Raw genomic sequence first — 16185 nt, forward strand, 5'->3', positions numbered from 1 at the left:
CGCCCGAAGGGGCCCCGGGCGGGTTGCCCGGGGCCCCTTCGGGGCGGTGTCAGCGACCGGTGCGCAGCAGCGTGCGGATGACCCGCATGGCGACCGAGAGGCTGGACAGCTCGTAGTTGTCCGAACCCCTTATGTCGTCGAGCGTGGTGCGGGCCCGGCCGAGCAGGTTGGCGTTGAGCTCCGCCCAGGCGCCGTAGCGCTCCTCGGGGCTGGATCCGGCGGGGCCTGCGGTGAGCACGTCGGCGGTGAGGGCGGCGTGCGCGGCGAACAGGTCCTCGCGGATCGCGGCGCGGGCCATCGAGGACCACCGGTCGGTGCGCGGCAGTTCGATGATCCGGTCGAGCAGGTGGCTGATCTGCAGGCGGTCGCCGAGGTCGTAGTACAGCTCGGCGACCTCCATCACGTCGGCGTCCGAGCGGTCCGCGACGCCGACGATGTCGAGGGTCGGGAACGCGGAGGACAGTCCGGCGATCCGGGTGGCCAGCTCGTCGGGGACGCCGGCCGAGGACAGCTCCTGGTGGACCGACTCGTACCAGGCGAGGTCCTCGCCGCGCAGCGGCTTGGGCAGCGAGTCCCAGACCTGGTTGACCCGGTCGTGGAAGAACTCGATGGTGCCGGCGATGTCGAGCGGCTGGCGGCGGTTGCCGAGCATCCAGCGGGTGGCGCGCTCGACCAAGCGGCGGGCGTGCAGCCGCATCTTGGTCTGGATGCGGGCCGCGACCCGGTTGTCCAGGCCCTCGACGCTGTCCCAGATCTGCTCCAGGCCGAACACCGCGCGGGCGGCGGCGTGGGTGCGGGCGATCTCCTCCATCGTCGCGCCGGTCTCCTCGCGGAGCCGGAACGCGAAGGTGCAGCCGCCGCGGTTGATCGTGTCGTTGACGATCAGGGTGGTGATGATCTCGCGGCGCAGCGGGTGGTTGTCGATCTGCTCGGCGAACCGGGCCCGCAGCGCGCTCGGGAAGTAGGCGTGCAGGACGTCCCGGAAGTACGGGTCGTCGGGCAGGTCGGTGGCGAGCAGCTCGTCCGCGAGGGTGATCTTGGTGTAGGCGAGCAGCACGGACAGCTCGGGCTGGGACAGCCCGCGGCCGGCCTGCTGGCGCTCCCGGATCTGCTTCTCGGTGGGCAGGTACTCCAGCGCCCGGTCGAGCTGCCCGGCGGACTCCAGCCGGTTGATCATGCGGGCGTGCACGTTGACCATGCTGGCGGCCTGCGAGACGGCGTTGGCGAGCACCACGTTCTGCGCGTAGTTGTTGCGCAGCACGAGGTGGCCGACCTCGTCGGTCATCTCGGCGAGCAGCGTGTTGCGCTGCTTGACCGTCATGTCGCCGTCGGCGACGACCTGGTTGAGCAGGATCTTGATGTTCACCTCGTGGTCCGAGGTGTCGACGCCGGCCGAGTTGTCGATGGCGTCGGTGTTGATCCAGCCGCCGGCGCCCTGCGGGCCGCCGGTGGAGGCGAACTCGATGCGGCCGAGTTGGGTGCAGCCGAGGTTGCCGCCCTCGCCGATGACGCGGGCGCGGACGTCGCCGCCGTTGACCCGGATCGCGTCGTTGGCCTTGTCGCTGACCTCCGCGTTGGTCTCGGTGGAGGCCTTGACGTAGGTGCCGATGCCGCCGTTCCAGAACAGGTCCACGGGGGCCTGCAGGATGGCCTTCATCAGCTCGGCGGGGGTGAGCTTCGCGGCGTCGATGCCGAGCCGCTCGCGGACCTGGGCGGACAGCGCGATCGACTTGGCGGAGCGCGGGAAGACGCCGCCGCCGGCCGAGATCAGCGACTTGTCGTAGTCGTCCCAGGAGCTGCGCGGCAGGTCGAACAGGCGGCGGCGCTCGGCGTGCGAGGCGGCCGCGTCCGGGTTCGGGTCGAGGAAGATGTGCCGGTGGTCGAACGCGGCGACCAGGCGGATGTGCTCGGACAGCAGCATGCCGTTGCCGAACACGTCGCCGGACATGTCGCCGATGCCGATGACGGTGAAGTCCTCGGACTGGGTGTCGACGCCGAGCTCGCGGAAGTTGCGCTTGACGGACTCCCAGGCGCCGCGGGCGGTGATGCCCATGCCCTTGTGGTCGTAGCCGGCCGAGCCGCCGGAGGCGAACGCGTCGCCCAGCCAGAAGCCGTACTGCTCGGCGACGCCGTTGGCGATGTCGGAGAACGTCGCGGTGCCCTTGTCGGCGGCGACCACCAGGTAGGTGTCGTCCTCGTCGTGGCGGACCACGTCGACGGGGTGCACGACCTCGCCGGCGACCAGGTTGTCGGTGATGTCGAGCAGCGCCGAGATGAAGGTCTTGTACGAGGCGATGCCCTCGGCCAGCCAGGCGTCGCGGTCCACCGACGGGTCCGGCAGCTGCTTGGCGACGAAGCCGCCCTTGGCGCCGACCGGCACGATGACGGTGTTCTTGACCATCTGGGCCTTGACCAGGCCGAGGATCTCGGTGCGGAAGTCCTCGCGCCGGTCGGACCAGCGCAGACCGCCGCGGGCGACCTTGCCGAAGCGCAGGTGGACGCCCTCGACCCGGGGCGAGTACACCCAGATCTCGAAGGCGGGGCGCGGCGCGGGCAGGTCCGGGATGGCCTTCGGGTCGAACTTCATCGACACGTACGAGTGCCAGTCGCCCTCGGCGTCGTGCTGGAAGAAGTTGGTCCGCAGGGTGGCCTTGATGAGGTGCAGGAAGGAGCGCAGGATGCGGTCCTCGTCCAGCGACACGACCTCGTCGAGCGCGCCGGCCAGCTCCTCCAGGATGGCGTCGGTCAGTTCGTCGCCGCCGGAGCGGTGGCTCGGCGAGAGCCGGGCCTCGAACAGGTTGACCAGCAGCCGGGTGGTGTGGGTGTTGTTGCGGAGCGCGTCCTCCATGTAGTCCTGGGAGAACGTGGAGCCCGCCTGGCGGAGGTACTTGGCGTAGGCGCGCAGCACCACGGCCTGACGCCAGGTCAGCTTGGCGGTGAGGACCAGCTCGTTGAAGCCGTCGTTCTCGGCCTGGCCGCGCCAGGTCGCCGCGAAGGTGTCCTGGAAGCGCTCGCGGTCCTCGTCGCTCAGGTCGGTGCCCTCGCGGAGCTTCAGGCCGAAGTCGACCACCCACGCGGTGGTGCCGTCGGTGCGGCGCAGCGCGTACGGGTGCTCGTCGAGCACCTCGACGCCCAGCCGCTGCAGGACCGGCAGGACCTCGGTCAGCGAGATCGGGCCGCCGACCCGGTAGATCTTGAAGCGGCGCTCGTCGTCGCCGGCGCCGACCGGCTGGTACAGGTTGAGGCGGAAGTCGCCCTCGCCGGCCAGCGACTCGATCTGCTTGAGGTCGGCGACGGCGGTGCGCGGCGGGAAGTCGGCGCGGTAGCCGTCGGGGAACGCGGTGGCGTACTTGTGGCCCAGCTCGGCGGCCTTCTCCTCGCCGAACTCGGTCTGCAGCTGGTCGTTGAAGCCGTCCATCCAGAACCGGGCGGCCTCGGCGAGCCGGTTCTCGATCCGCTCGATGTCGGCGTCGGACAGCTGCGGCAGCTCGTTGCCGGGGGCGACCCGGACCACGAAGTGCAGGCGGGTCAGCACCGACTCGGTGGCGTACACCGTGTAGTCGATGGTGTCGCCGTCCAGCTCCTCCTTGAGGATGCTCATCAGGGCGAGCCGGATGCGGGTGGTGTAGCGGTCGCGCGGCAGGTAGACGTACGCGGAGAAGTAGCGGCCGTACTCGTCCTGGCGGAGGAACAGCCGCAGCCGGCGGCGCTCCTGCAGGTACAGCACGCTGGTGGCGACGGACTGCAGCTCGGCGGCGGCGGTCTGGAACATCTCGTCGCGCGGGAAGGTCTCCATGATCTGGAGCAGGTCGCGGCCGTCGTGGCTGTCGCCGGAGAAGCCGGCGCCGTCCATGACCTCCTGCACCTTGCGGCGCACCACGGGGATCCGGGTGACCGACTCGGTGTAGGCGGCGGAGGAGAACAGGCCGAGGAAGCGGCGCTCGCCGACCGGCTCGCCGGCCGCGTTGAACTTCTTCACGCCGACGTAGTCGAGGTACGCGGGGCGGTGCACGGTGGCCCGGCTGTTGGCCTTGGTGAGGACCAGCAGCTTCTTCTCGTGCGCCTTGGCGCGCACCGGGGCGGACAGCCGGCCGAAGGCCTCGGAGACCGGGTGGTGGTCGGTGTCGTGGCTCAGCGGGTCGGCGCGCAGGATGCCCAGGCCGGTGCCGGCGACCGCCTTGAGCACCTCCTCGCCCTCGTGCTCGACCAGGTCGTACTCGCGGTAGCCGAGGAAGGTGAAGTGGTCGTCGGCCAGCCAGCGCATCAGCTCCCAGGCCTCGCCGACCTCCTGCTCGGGCAGGTGCGCTGGGGGCTCCTCGGCGAGCTCGTCGGCCAGTCGGAGCGCGGAGTCGCGCATCTTCGACCAGTCCTCGACGACCTCGCGGACGTCGCCCAGCACGCGGCGCAGGCCGACCTCGATGGTGCGCAGGTCCTCGCGGTCGGTCTCGCGGTCGATCTCGATGTGCATCCAGGACTCGACCACGGCGTCCGCGGGCCACTCGGCGCCGGCGGCCTGCGCGCGGTTGCAGGCGTCGGTGTCGAGGATCTCCAGCAGCTTGCCGGTGAGGTCGCGGCGCACCGCGAGCTGCGGGTGCACGACGAGGTGGATGGCGCGGTCCAGGCGGGTCAGCTCGTTGGTGACCGAGTCGACCAGGAACGGCATGTCGTCGGTGACGATCTCGACCACGGTGTGGCCGCACGACCAGCCGTTCTCCTCGACGGTCGGGGTGTGCACCCGGACCTCGGCGGTGCCCTGGGGCCGCTTGAGGCCCAGCCGGTAGTGGGAGGCCGCCGCACCGTAGACGTCCACCGGGTCGCGGCCGATCAGGTCCTCGGGCGCCGTGTGGAGGTAGTAGTGGTGCAGGTAGGCGGCCAGAGCGCCGTTGCTCAGCCCCTCGCCGGGCGCCGCGCCCCCCACCTGGCTGTTCTCAGCGGCTGCTGCTGCCTTCTTGAGCAGTTCGGCCTTGGCTGCGTCCAGCTTGGTCTGCATAGCTGTTTGGCTCCTGTCGCGCGCCGTTGCGTGACTCGGTGATGACTGTGGGTGCACCGCCGGGCCCCGTCGGCAAATCCTCCCGCACGCACAGGGTGGAAAACCGCTCATGGCACGCATGAGCCGCGTTCCGCCCGGGTACGACAAGTCGTTTGGCCTGCCTGACCGAAACCGGCGACGCGGCCAGCCTAACGTGACGAAACCAAGGTGTCAGGGGACACGGAGGCGCAATCCCGCAGGAAGATCGTTCCTTCCTGGACACCTTGTCCAAAGCCGCCCCGGACGGCCCGTACGTCACTCGGGCGACCACTCCATGTGCGGGTGGACGTAGTCGGTCGGCGGGGTGAACGTCTCCTTGATCGACCTGGTGGACGTCCAGCGCAGCAGGTTCTGCGCCGCGCCCGCCTTGTCGTTGGTGCCGGACGCCCGGCCGCCGCCGAACGGCTGCTGCCCGACCACCGCGCCGGTCGGCTTGTCGTTGACGTACAGGTTTCCGGCGGTGAACCGCAGCCGCTCCACCGCCTGCGCGATCGCCCGCCGGTCCTGCGCGACCACCGAGCCGGTCAGGCCGTACGGGGCGGCCTCGTCGACCCGGTCCAGCGCGTCCTCCCAGCGGGAGTCCTCGTACACCTGGACCGCCAGGATCGGCCCGAAGTACTCGGTGGAGAAGATCTCGCCGCGCCGGTCGCCGCCGAGCAGCACGGTGGGGCGGAGGAACCAGCCGATCGCGTCGTCGTACTGCCCGCCCGCCAGCAGCTCGACCTGCGGGTCGGCCTTGGCGCGCTCGACGGCGTCCCGGTTGCGGGCGAAGGCGCGGGCGTCGATCAGCGCGCCCATGAAGTTGCTCAGGTCGGTGACGTCGCCGACGGTCAGCGCGTCCACCTCGCCGAGGAAGTCGTCCTTGATCCGGCGCCACAGGCTGCGCGGCAGGTACGCCCGGGACAGCGCCGAGCACTTCTGGCCCTGGTACTCGAACGCGCCGCGCAGCATCGCCGTGCGCAGCACCGCCGGGTCCGCGGACGGGTGGGCGATCAGGAAGTCCTTGCCGCCGGTCTCGCCGACGATCCGCGGGTAGCCGCGGTAGCGGCCGATGCTGCGGCCGATCTCCCGCCACAGGTGCTGGAAGGTGCCGGTGGAGCCGGTGAAGTGCAGGCCGGCCAGCGCGGGGTCGCGCAGCGCCACCTCGGTCACCGCCTGCCCGTCGCCGGTGACCAGGTTGACCACGCCCGGGGGCAGGCCGGCCTCCTCCAGCAGGCGCATCAGGAAGTGCGCGGACAGCATCTGCGCCGGTGCGGGCTTCCACACCACCGTGTTGCCCATCAGCGCGGGCGCGGTCGGCAGGTTGCCGGCGATCGCGGTGAAGTTGAACGGGGTGATCGCGCAGACGAAGCCCTCCAGCGGGCGGTGGTCCGCGCGGTTCCACACCCCCGGGCCGGAGAACGGCTGCTCGGCCAGGATCTGCCGGCCGAAGTGCACGTTGAACCGCCAGAAGTCGATCAGCTCGCAGACGTCCAGCTCGGCCTGCTGCACCGACTTCGACTGCCCCAGCACGGTGGCCGCGACCAGCGTCCCGCGCCACGGGCCCGCCAGCAGGTCCGCGGCCCGCAGGAACACCGCCGCCCGGTCGTCGAACGCCAGGCCCCGCCACTCCGGCGCCGCCGCCAGCGCCGCGTCCACCGCGTCCCGCACGTCGGCCGCCGTCGCGTTCCCCAGCACCCCGAGCTTCGCCGCGTGGTGGTGCGGCTGCACCACCTCGGACCGCTCCCCGCCGCCGAGCCGCTGCTCACCGCCGACGGTCATCGGCAGCGCGGTGTGCTGCCCCGCCAGGTGGTCCGCGAGCCGCAGCAGGCGCGCCCGCTCGGGACTGCCCGGCGCGTACGCCAGCGGCGGCTCGTTGACCGGGGTGGGGACGGTGGTGACCGCGTCGATCGGCATGGTGCTCAACTGCTCCGTACGGTGGTGCGGGTGCTTCCCCTCCCAGGGTGAACGCGCCACGCCCGGTTGACGTGCCGTGACACGCCTACCGGGACAGTTCCTCCGCCACCGCGACGGCCTCCGCCAGCGAATCCACCACCGGCACCCCGAGGTGCACCAGCTTCTCCCGGGTGTGCGAACCGCCCGTGTACAGCACCGCCTTGATCCCGTGCTCCAGCGCGGCGAGCGCGTCGTCCGCGGCGTCCCCGATCAGCACCGTCCGGCCGCGGTCGATCTCGCCGCCCAGCGCCTCAAGGTGCACCGCCAGCTCCGCCGCCTTGCGGCCGCCGGCCGCCCCGCGCCGCCCGTCCACCCGCACGAAGTGCCGGGTCAGACCGAACCCGTCCACCACCGGCACCAGCTGCTCGTGCGCGTACATCGACAGCAACGACTGACTCCGCCCCGCCGCCACCCAGCCGCCCAGCAGCTCCTCCGCCCCCGGAGTCAGTCCGCAGCTCGGAAACAGCTCCACGTACTTGACGTGGAACGCGTCGTCCGCCGCCAGCCACTCCGCCTGGCTCGGCGCCCGCCCCAGCAACCGCTCGTAGAACCGCGGAATCGGGATCTCGTACTGCGCCCGGTACTCCTCCAGCGTCATCGGCGCGATCCCCATCAGCCCCAACGCCGCATTACTGGCCCCCAGCACCGCCGGCATGTCCGACAGCAGGGTCCCGTTCCAGTCCCAGACTATGTGTGTACGCACCCGCCAAGGGTAGGGCCCCGACGAGGGCTCCTCCCACCGAATTCGCCCGTCCGACGACCGCCGCCGCGCCCGCCCGGCCTGCCGAAGGGCGGCCGTCCGAATTCCGGAGAAGGCGACCCGACTCGCATTGCGGACAATTCGGCCGACCTTTCGACAAGCCCCCGGCCCCCGCCCTGGGCGGGCGTACCACCGCCGAGCCCTGCCGTTCGGCGGAGAATTCGACCGGCCCACTGGCCGAAGCCCCCGAAATCCCGTCGCCCCGTATCCGCATTCCGTGATACTCACCACCCGGACGCCGAACATCCGGCCTCCGAACCCCGTGGCAGAAAAGGGAATATGGGAACTCGAAAGCGTTTCATCGGGCACGGCAGGAGCACCACCGCCCTGCTGGTCGGCATGCTGGCCGCCGCCGCACTGTCGGGAGCCCCGGCGTACGCGGCACCTGCCGGCACGGCCGCGCACAGCACCTCCTTGCCCGCCAAGGACGGCGATCTGAACCTCGACGGCACCCCCGATCTGATCGTCCCCGGCGGCACCGGCATCCTTCCGCCCGGCCTGTGGCTGGCCACCGGCCGGCCCAACGGAACGGTGCGGCCCACCGCGACCAACATCGGCGTCAACGGACTGGCCTACAGCACCGCGCCCGACGCGGCCGAGTGGAACGGCGCACAGGCCGTCACCGGCGCCTTCTGCGGCAACGGCACCCAGGATGTCCTCGCCTACTTCCCGACCGGGAACAACGCAGGCGGCGGCAGCATCATGTGCGGCGACGGCACCACCGGCCCGCTCGGCACCTCGTCGGCCCCGCTGCGCATCAGCGGCCTCACGGTCGCCGACGCGGACGGCACCGCCGCCACCCGGATCGCCAACGCGGGCAACACCAGCGGCCTGGCCACCGGGCACCCCGACCTGCTCGCCGTCCTCGGCAACCGGCTGGTCCTGCTGTACTCCACCACCGCCAACGGCTACTCCACCGACGCGGGCTTCGGCATGGGCATCTGCCTGGCCAGCTGCAACGTCCTGTCCGGGCTCGACTCCCCCGACGGCACCCAGGACTGGAGCGGCTGGACGGTGGCCACCGCCCAGCGCGCCGACGGCACCGCCGCCTACCTGTGGAACCCCACCACCGGCGCGCTCCACCTGTGGACCGGCCTCAAGCTCTCCGCCGACGGCACCACTCTCACCACCACCGGCGCCTACACCATCGCCGCCTCCGGCTGGAACACCGGCCGGACGCTGGTCCTGCGCGCCGCCGGCATCAAGGCCACCGGCGCCCCGGCGCTCTGGGCGACCGACCCCGCAACGGGCGTGACCACCACCACCCAGCCGGCCGCGCTCGCCGACAACCCCGTCGTCACCACCGTCAGCACCACGCTCGTCACCCAGCCCTGATCCACCCCCGAACGCGAGCGGCCCGCCGGGCTTCCGGCGGGCCGCTCCGCGGTTCCCGGGCGGGTCAGTTGAACTCGTACGGGTCGGGGCCGGTGCGCAGGCCGCGGTCGGAGGCGGCGACGGCGGCCATCTCCTCCTCGGTGAGGGTGAAGTCGAAGACGTCGAGGTTCTGGCGGATCCGGGCCGGGGTGGCGGACTTGGGGATGACCAGGTTGCCCAGCTGGAGGTGCCAGCGCAGCACCACCTGGGCGGGCGACCGGCCGGTGCGTCCGGCGATCGCGGTGATCGCCGGGTCGTCCAGCACGGCGCCCTGGGCGAGCGGGCTCCAGGCCTCGGTGGCGATGCCGTGCGCGGCGTGGAAGGCCCGCAGCTCGGCCTGCTGGAGGCCCGGGTGCAGCTCGATCTGGTTGACGGCCGGGACCAGCCCGCTGTTCTCGATCAGCCGGGTCAGGTGCTCAGGCCGGAAGTTGGAGACGCCTGCGGCGCGGATCCGCCCGTCGGCGGCGAGGCGCTCGATCGCCCGCCAGGAGTCGAGGTAGAGGTCCCGGGCCGGGGCGGGCCAGTGGATCAGGTACAGGTCGACGGTCTCCAGGCCGAGCCGCTCCAGGCTGGCGTCGAAGGCGCGCAGCGTCGCCTCGTACCCCTGGTCGGCGTTCCACAGCTTGGTGGTGACGAAGACGTCCTCGCGCGGCAGCCCGGAGGCGGCCAGCGCCTTGCCGACGCCGGGCTCGTTGTCGTAGACCGCCGCGGTGTCGATCCGGCGGTAGCCGGCCTCCAGGGCGGTGGCGACGGTCTCCTCGTCCTGGACCTGGTAGACGCCGAAGCCGAGCTGCGGCATCCGGACGCCGTTGTTGAGGGTGATGTCGGGGACGGTGGTCATGCCGGTCGGGCCTTTCGGTCGGTGGTCGGTGGTCGGTGGTCGGTGCGGCGCGGCGGAGGGCCGGCGGGGTCAGTGGTGCAGGGCGGGGACGCGGACGGCGGCGCGGGCCGGCTCCCGGCGGTCCAGCGCGGCGGAGAGGACGGCCAGGGCCAGCGCGGAGGCGGCGAGCAGGGCGCCGACCCAGGCGGGGCGGTCCAGCCGAGGCCGGCCGAGACGACGGCGCCGCCGAGCCACGCGGCGAGCGCGTTGCCGAGGTTGAACGCGCCGACGTTCATCGCGGAGGCCAGCGTGGGCGCGCCGTGCGCCTGGTCCAGGACCCGCTTCTGCAGCGGCGGGACGGTGGCGAAGCCGAGCGCGCCGATCAGCAGCAGGGTGACGGCGGCGGCGGCCCGGTTGTGCGCGGTGACGGTGAACAGGGCGAGGACGGCGGCCAGGCCGCCGAGCGCGGTGACCAGCATCGGCATCAGCCGGCGGTCGGCGAACCGGCCGCCGAGCAGGTTGCCGAGGAACATGCCGATGCCGAGCAGCACCAGCAGCCAGGTCATCGCGCCGTCGGAGTACCCGGCGACCTCGGTCATGATCGGCGCCAGGTAGGTGATCGCGGCGAACACCCCGCCGAAGCCGAGCACGGTCATCGCCATCGCCAGCACCACCTGGACGTTCCGGAACGCGGCCAGCTCCCGGCGCAGCCGGGCGCCTTCGGGCCGGGGCAGGTCGGGCACCAGCCGGGCGATGCCGAGCAGGCCGACCACGCCGAGCACCGCGACGACCGCGAAGGTGGTCCGCCAGCCGACGCTCTGGCCGACGAAGGTGCCGAGCGGCACGCCGACGATGTTGGCGACCGTCAGGCCGGTGAACATGGTGGCGATCGCGCCGGCCTTCTTCTCGGGGGCGACGAGTTCGGCGGCGACCACCGAGCCGATCCCGAAGAACGCGCCGTGCGCGAACGAGGCGACGATCCGCCCGGCGAGCATCGCGCCGAAGGTCGGCGCGAGCGCGGAGAGCAGGTTGCCGGCGGCGAGCAGGCCCATCAGCAGCATCAGCATCCGCTTGCGGCTGATCCGGGTGCCGAGGACGGTCATCAGCGGTGCGCCGACCACCACGCCGATCGCGTAGCCGGTGACCAGCAGTCCGCCGGTGGGGATCGACACCCCGAAGTCCGCGGCGACCTCGGGCAGCAGCCCCATGATCACGAACTCGGTGGTCCCGATGCCGAACGCCCCGATGGCCAGGGCGAGGAGCGCGAGAGGCATGACGCCGTCCTCCATGCAATTGCCGATGCACCTTACGAGCTTCGACAATAATTGCATGCGCATTAACTTGCAAGCGCAATGATTGCAGACGCCGCACACCCGCCCGGCGGAGGCTCAGGCGGCGACCTTCCCCGCCGCCAGCAGCGCGGCCAGCGCGGTCCGCTGCACGTAGGCCAGCAGCCCGACCGTCGCCACCGCCATCACCAGCGCGAACAGCACGTGCCCGAGGGTCGACGCCACCGCCGTCCCCAGCGCCCCGAGCAGCACGTGACTGCCGATCCGCAGCCCGATCAGCGCGAACGCCACCTTCCGGGTGCCCTTGCCGCGCCACAGCAGCTTCGCCAGCTTCAGCCGGGTGCGCAGCATCGTCAGCGACACCGCCAGGTTCACGGCGGCCAGCGCCACCAGCGCCGGCCAGGCCGACGGGAAGGCCCGCAGCAGGTCGAACGCCCCGGCCAGCACGCCCTCGAAGCCGAAGAACCACACCGGCAGCCGCATCTCCGCGACGCTCGGCACCACCCCGCCCCGACCGCGACGGCCTCCGCCGCCTCCACTGCGTCCGCCGCCTCCGCGCCGATCACGATGCTGCTCATGACGTCCCCCGTCCTCCGCTGCGCCCTCCCCGGCCCCTCGCCGGCGGTGCACACCACTGTGCCGGTCGGCCGGGCCGCGCTCCCAGGGCCTGCGCTCACCGGCCCGCCATGACAGATGTCATGCGGCCGGCATGCACGAGGACCCCGCACCGGCGGGGCCGGGGCGGGGTCCTCGGGAAGCGGTACGGCGGTCAGGCGATCAGGCCGGGGATCTCCTGGGTGGCGAACCAGAGCAGCTCGTGGTCCTCGGCTCCGTCCACGGTGAACTGCGCGTCCTGGTCGCCCCGGTCGGCGGCGACGATCGCGTCCGCGGCGGCGGCCACGTCGGCCTCGACGTCCGGGTCGGCGTCGTCGGCGTGCACGGCGGCGGCCTTCGCCAGCCGGACCGGGCCGGCCAGCACCACGCGGCCCAGCGACGCCTGGTCCTGGTACTCGTCGCCGGGGAACGGCGTGACGGCGGAGTCGGCGACCTCGACGGCCACCACCACGCGCCGGCGCGGCGCCTTCGGGTCGGCGGCCAGCAGCCGGACGGAGGACAGCGCGGCCCGGTTGAGCGCCGCGTACTCCAGCTCCTCCAGGTCGTCGCTGACGTACCACTCGCGCAGCGCCGGGGTCACCGCGTACGCCACGCTCTGCTCCAGGACCCCCTCGGGGTGCGCCACCGCCAGGTCGTTCAACGTGGTGGGCACGTACACGCGCATGGGGGCACCCTTCTCGGTCACAGTGCGACGGACCAAGAATACGCAGCCCGCCGGCCGCCCTCGCCCGCTGGGCCGGTCAGGGGACGGTCGGTGTCCCCCTTGGTGCCGCCGAGGTACTGGCCGTGCGTCAACTCGGCGACCGGCTGGGCCCGCCGGAGCCCTGCCGCCGCTGCGAAGCTCACCCGCACGGGTGAAATTCCCGGCCGTCCCGCGCCTGCGGGGCGCGGCTTGGGCGCGGCGTCCCGCGCCCGGTAGCAAGGAGGCACACCGCCCCGACCACCGAGAAGGACCCGATGACCGAGCAGCTCACCCGGACGCCCGGCCCCCGCATCCGTCCGCTGGTCCACCCGGTGCACTCCGCCCGACGCCCCGTCCGGCACCCGCACCCGGTCGGGGAGGCCGCGCGGACCGTCCGCAGCCCCGGGCGGCCTGCGAGGGCGGGCGCCCGGCCCGGCCGCACAGCGTCGCCCCGTCCCGGACCGGCCACAGCGACCTGGCCACCCGCTTCGCGCGCCGGCTGGTCGAGGTGCTCTGCGGGGTCCGCCCGGTGCACCAGTTGCAGCGGCACACCACCCTGCCGGGCTTCCACCAGCTCGCCTCCCTCACCCGCAGCGGCCCCCTCCGCCCGCGCGGCCGCTCCTGGCAGCCGCGCCTCGGCCACGTCCACGACTCGGCCCCCGTGCCGGGCGCCGTCGAGGCCTGCGTCCGGGTCCAACTCGGCCCCCGCCACCACATGTTGGCCTTCCGCCTCGAACAGCACACCCGCACCGGCCAGTGGCAGTGCGCCGCCATCGAGGCCCGCTGACCCCCGCCACCGAGCCGCCCCGGCCCGTACCGATCCTCCGCACCGCCCGCAGCACAGCAGACGGGGCGTCACCCCCGGGAAGGAGGTGACGCCCCGTCAGGAGGCGGTGCCGGGTCAGCCCTTGCGGCGGCGGCCCTTCGCGGCCTTGGCCGCCTTGCGGCGCTCGGCGCGGGTCAGGCCGTCGCCGTCCGCGACGACCCCGTCGTCGTCGAAGTCGCCCTCGACCACGCCGCCGCCGACCTCGTCGGACGGGGCGATGTAGTGGAGCTTCTTGCGCTCGGGGGCCTCCAGGCCCTTGGCGCGGATCTCCGGGCGGGCGGCGGGGACGGTGGCGTCCTTCTCCAGCTTCTCGAGCAGCACCTGCTCGTCGTCCGGAACCGGGACCTCCTCGACCTGCTGCTCGACCTGGACCTCCAGGTTGAACAGGTAGCCGACGGACTCCTCCTTGATGCCCTCCATCATCGCGGAGAACAGGTCGAAGCCCTCGCGCTGGTACTCGACCAGCGGGTCGCGCTGGGCGTAGGCGCGCAGCGCGATGCCCTCCTGCAGGTAGTCCATCTCGTAGAGGTGCTCGCGCCAGCGGCGGTCCAGCACCGAGAGGACGACGCGGCGCTCCAGCTCGCGCATGATCTGCTCGCCGAGCTGGTCCTCGCGCCGGCCGTAGGCCGCGGCGATGTCCTCCTGGATGACCTTGGTGAGGTACTCGGAGGTGAGCCCGCCGTTCTCCGCGGCGTCCTCCTCCAGCTCGTCGAGGTCGAGGGAGAGGGGGTAGAGCTGCTTGAGGGCGGTCCACAGCTTGTCGAGGTCCCAGTCGTCCTCGAAGCCCTCGCCGGTGGCGGCGTCGACGTAGGCGGCGACGGTGTCGTCCATGAAGTGGCCGACCTGCTCCTGCAGGTCCTCGCCCTCCAGGACGCGGCGGCGCTCGCCGTAGATGACCTCGCGCTGGCGGTTGAGGACCTCGTCGTACTTGAGGACGTTCTTGCGGATCTCGAAGTTCTGCTGCTCGACCTGGGTCTGCGCGGAGGCGATGGCGCGGGTGACCATCTTCGACTCGATCGGCACGTCCTCGGGGACGTTCGCCATGGAGAGCACGCGCTCGACCATGCCGGCCTTGAAGAGGCGCATCAGGTCGTCGCCCAGCGACAGGTAGAACCGGGACTCGCCCGGGTCGCCCTGGCGGCCGGAGCGGCCGCGCAGCTGGTTGTCGATCCGGCGGGACTCGTGGCGCTCGGTGCCCAGGACGTACAGGCCGCCGATCTCCTGCACCTCCTCCTGCTCGGCCTTGACCGCGGTCTTGGCCTTCTCCATCGCGGCCGGGAGGGCGGCCTCGTACTCCTCCGGGGTCTCCTCGGGAGTGATGCCGCGCTGGGCGAGCTCGGCGGCGGCCAGGTGCTCGGGGTTGCCGCCGAGCATGATGTCGGTGCCGCGGCCGGCCATGTTGGTGGCGACGGTGACGGCGCCCTTGCGGCCGGCCTGGGCGACGATCTGCGCCTCGCGCTCGTGGTGCTTGGCGTTCAGCACCTCGTGCGGGATGCCGCGCTTGCGCAGCTCCTGGGACAGGTACTCGGACTTCTCGACCGAGACGGTGCCGACCAGGACCGGCTGGCCCTTCTCGTGGCGCTCGGCGATGTCCTCGACCACGGCGGCGAACTTGGCCGGCTCGGACTTGTAGATCAGGTCCGGCTGGTCGATCCGCTTGGGGGTCTTGTTGGTCGGGATCGGGACGACGCCGAGCTTGTAGATCTGGTGGAACTCGGCCGCCTCGGTGGTGCCGGTACCGGTCATGCCGGACAGCTTGTCGTAGAGGCGGAAGAAGTTCTGCAGGGTGATGGTGGCCAGCGTCTGGTTCTCGTTCTGGACCTCGACGCCTTCCTTGGCCTCGATCGCCTGGTGCATGCCCTCGTTGTAGCGGCGGCCGGCCAGGATGCGGCCGGTGTGCTCGTCGACGATCATGACCTCGCCGTTGATCACGACGTAGTCCTTGTCCCGCTTGTACAGCTCCTTCGCCTTGATGGCGTTGTTCAGGAAGCCGACCAGCGGGGTGTTCACCGACTCGTAGAGGTTGTCGATGCCCAGGTAGTCCTCGACCCGGGTGACTCCGTCCTCCAGGATGCCGACGGTGCGCTTCTTCTCGTCGACCTCGTAGTCGCGCTCGATCTTGAGGCGCTGGACCAGCTTGGCGAAGTCGCTGTACCACTTGGTGGCCTGGTCGGCCGGGCCGGAGATGATCAGCGGGGTGCGGGCCTCGTCGATCAGGATCGAGTCGACCTCGTCGACGATCGCGAAGTTGTGGCCGCGCTGGACCAGTTCGTCCTGCGACCAGGCCATGTTGTCGCGCAGGTAGTCGAAGCCGAACTCGTTGTTGGTGCCGTACGTGATGTCCATCGCGTACTGGCGCTTGCGCTCGGCCGGCGACATGTTCGCCAGGATCACGCCGACCTCGAGGCCCAGGAAGCGGTGCACCCGGCCCATCCACTCCGAGTCGCGCTCGGCGAGGTAGTCGTTGACGGTGATCAGGTGCACGCCCTTGCCGGTCAGCGCGTTCAGGTACGCGGGCAGGGTGCCGACCAGGGTCTTGCCCTCGCCGGTGCGCATCTCGGCGACGTGGCCGTGGTGCAGCGCGGCGCCGCCCATGATCTGCACGTCGTAGTGGCGCTGGCCCAGCACGCGCTTCGCGGCCTCGCGGACGGTGGCGAACGCCTCGGGGAGGAGGTCGTCCAAGCTCTCACCGTCGGCCAGCCGGGCCTTGTACTCGTCGGTCAGTGCGCGCAGCTCGGCGTCGGTGAGGTTGACGAAGTCCTCTTCGATCGAGTTGACCTGGGCGGCAATCCGCTGCAGCTTGCGGAGGATCTTGCCCTCGCCTGCGCGCAGGATCTTGTCGAAGACGGACACGT

The 16185-nt window shown here is 71.9% G+C and carries 9 protein-coding genes and 1 pseudogene; 2 read left to right on the top strand and 8 right to left on the bottom strand.

The window, feature by feature from the left end; all coding sequences use genetic code 11:
• Nucleotides 1-49: 49 nt before the first annotated feature.
• The 3 genes from KCH_RS14300 to KCH_RS44435 all read right to left on the bottom strand — a co-directional run bounded on the left by KCH_RS14300 (nucleotide 50) and on the right by KCH_RS44435 (nucleotide 7667).
• Nucleotides 50-4990, bottom strand: a complete 4941-nt coding sequence (locus KCH_RS14300; protein WP_035863168.1) for an NAD-glutamate dehydrogenase — start codon at nucleotides 4988-4990, stop codon at nucleotides 50-52.
• 294 nt (nucleotides 4991-5284) lie between these two features.
• Nucleotides 5285-6919, bottom strand: a complete 1635-nt coding sequence (pruA, locus tag KCH_RS14305; protein ID WP_035872042.1) for an L-glutamate gamma-semialdehyde dehydrogenase — start codon at nucleotides 6917-6919, stop codon at nucleotides 5285-5287.
• Between the two features lie 91 nt (nucleotides 6920-7010).
• Nucleotides 7011-7667 (bottom strand): HAD hydrolase-like protein, encoded by a 657-nt coding sequence (locus KCH_RS44435; protein ID WP_035863171.1) that lies wholly within the window; start codon nucleotides 7665-7667, stop codon nucleotides 7011-7013.
• Between the two features lie 336 nt (nucleotides 7668-8003).
• Between KCH_RS44435 and KCH_RS14315 the strand changes: the two genes are divergently transcribed.
• Complete coding sequence (locus tag KCH_RS14315; protein ID WP_157032053.1) at nucleotides 8004-9059, top strand: hypothetical protein; 1056 nt, start codon at nucleotides 8004-8006, stop codon at nucleotides 9057-9059.
• A gap of 64 nt (nucleotides 9060-9123) precedes the next feature.
• Here the strand turns inward: KCH_RS14315 and KCH_RS14320 are convergent, their stop codons facing one another.
• From KCH_RS14320 to KCH_RS14335, 4 genes and pseudogenes are all read right to left on the bottom strand, one after another.
• On the bottom strand, nucleotides 9124-9939 hold the full coding sequence (locus KCH_RS14320) for an aldo/keto reductase (protein WP_035863175.1): 816 nt from the start codon (nucleotides 9937-9939) through the stop codon (nucleotides 9124-9126).
• A 69-nt stretch (nucleotides 9940-10008) separates the two neighbouring features.
• A pseudogene (locus KCH_RS14325) lies at nucleotides 10009-11192 on the bottom strand (MFS transporter).
• A 114-nt stretch (nucleotides 11193-11306) separates the two neighbouring features.
• The gene (locus KCH_RS14330; protein ID WP_051653953.1) at nucleotides 11307-11690 is read right to left on the bottom strand and encodes a hypothetical protein; all 384 of its coding nucleotides are present in this window, start codon (nucleotides 11688-11690) and stop codon (nucleotides 11307-11309) included.
• A gap of 286 nt (nucleotides 11691-11976) precedes the next feature.
• Nucleotides 11977-12486: a DUF6912 family protein gene (locus KCH_RS14335; RefSeq protein WP_035863176.1), complete on the bottom strand. Its 510-nt coding sequence runs from the start codon at nucleotides 12484-12486 to the stop codon at nucleotides 11977-11979.
• On the opposite strand from KCH_RS14335, the gene KCH_RS46040 reads away from it, so the two are divergent.
• Nucleotides 12485-13291, top strand: a complete 807-nt coding sequence (locus tag KCH_RS46040; protein WP_279635868.1) for an Rv3235 family protein — start codon at nucleotides 12485-12487, stop codon at nucleotides 13289-13291. The genes KCH_RS14335 and KCH_RS46040 overlap by 2 nt on opposite strands.
• Before the next feature lie 114 nt (nucleotides 13292-13405).
• Here the strand turns inward: KCH_RS46040 and secA are convergent, their stop codons facing one another.
• The gene (gene secA / locus KCH_RS14345) at nucleotides 13406-16183 is read right to left on the bottom strand and encodes a preprotein translocase subunit SecA (protein ID WP_035863180.1); all 2778 of its coding nucleotides are present in this window, start codon (nucleotides 16181-16183) and stop codon (nucleotides 13406-13408) included.
• Between the last annotated feature and the right edge of the window lie 2 nt (nucleotides 16184-16185).

It is taken from the genome of Kitasatospora cheerisanensis KCTC 2395 (genome assembly GCF_000696185.1).
GTDB lineage: Bacteria > Actinomycetota > Actinomycetes > Streptomycetales > Streptomycetaceae > Kitasatospora > Kitasatospora cheerisanensis.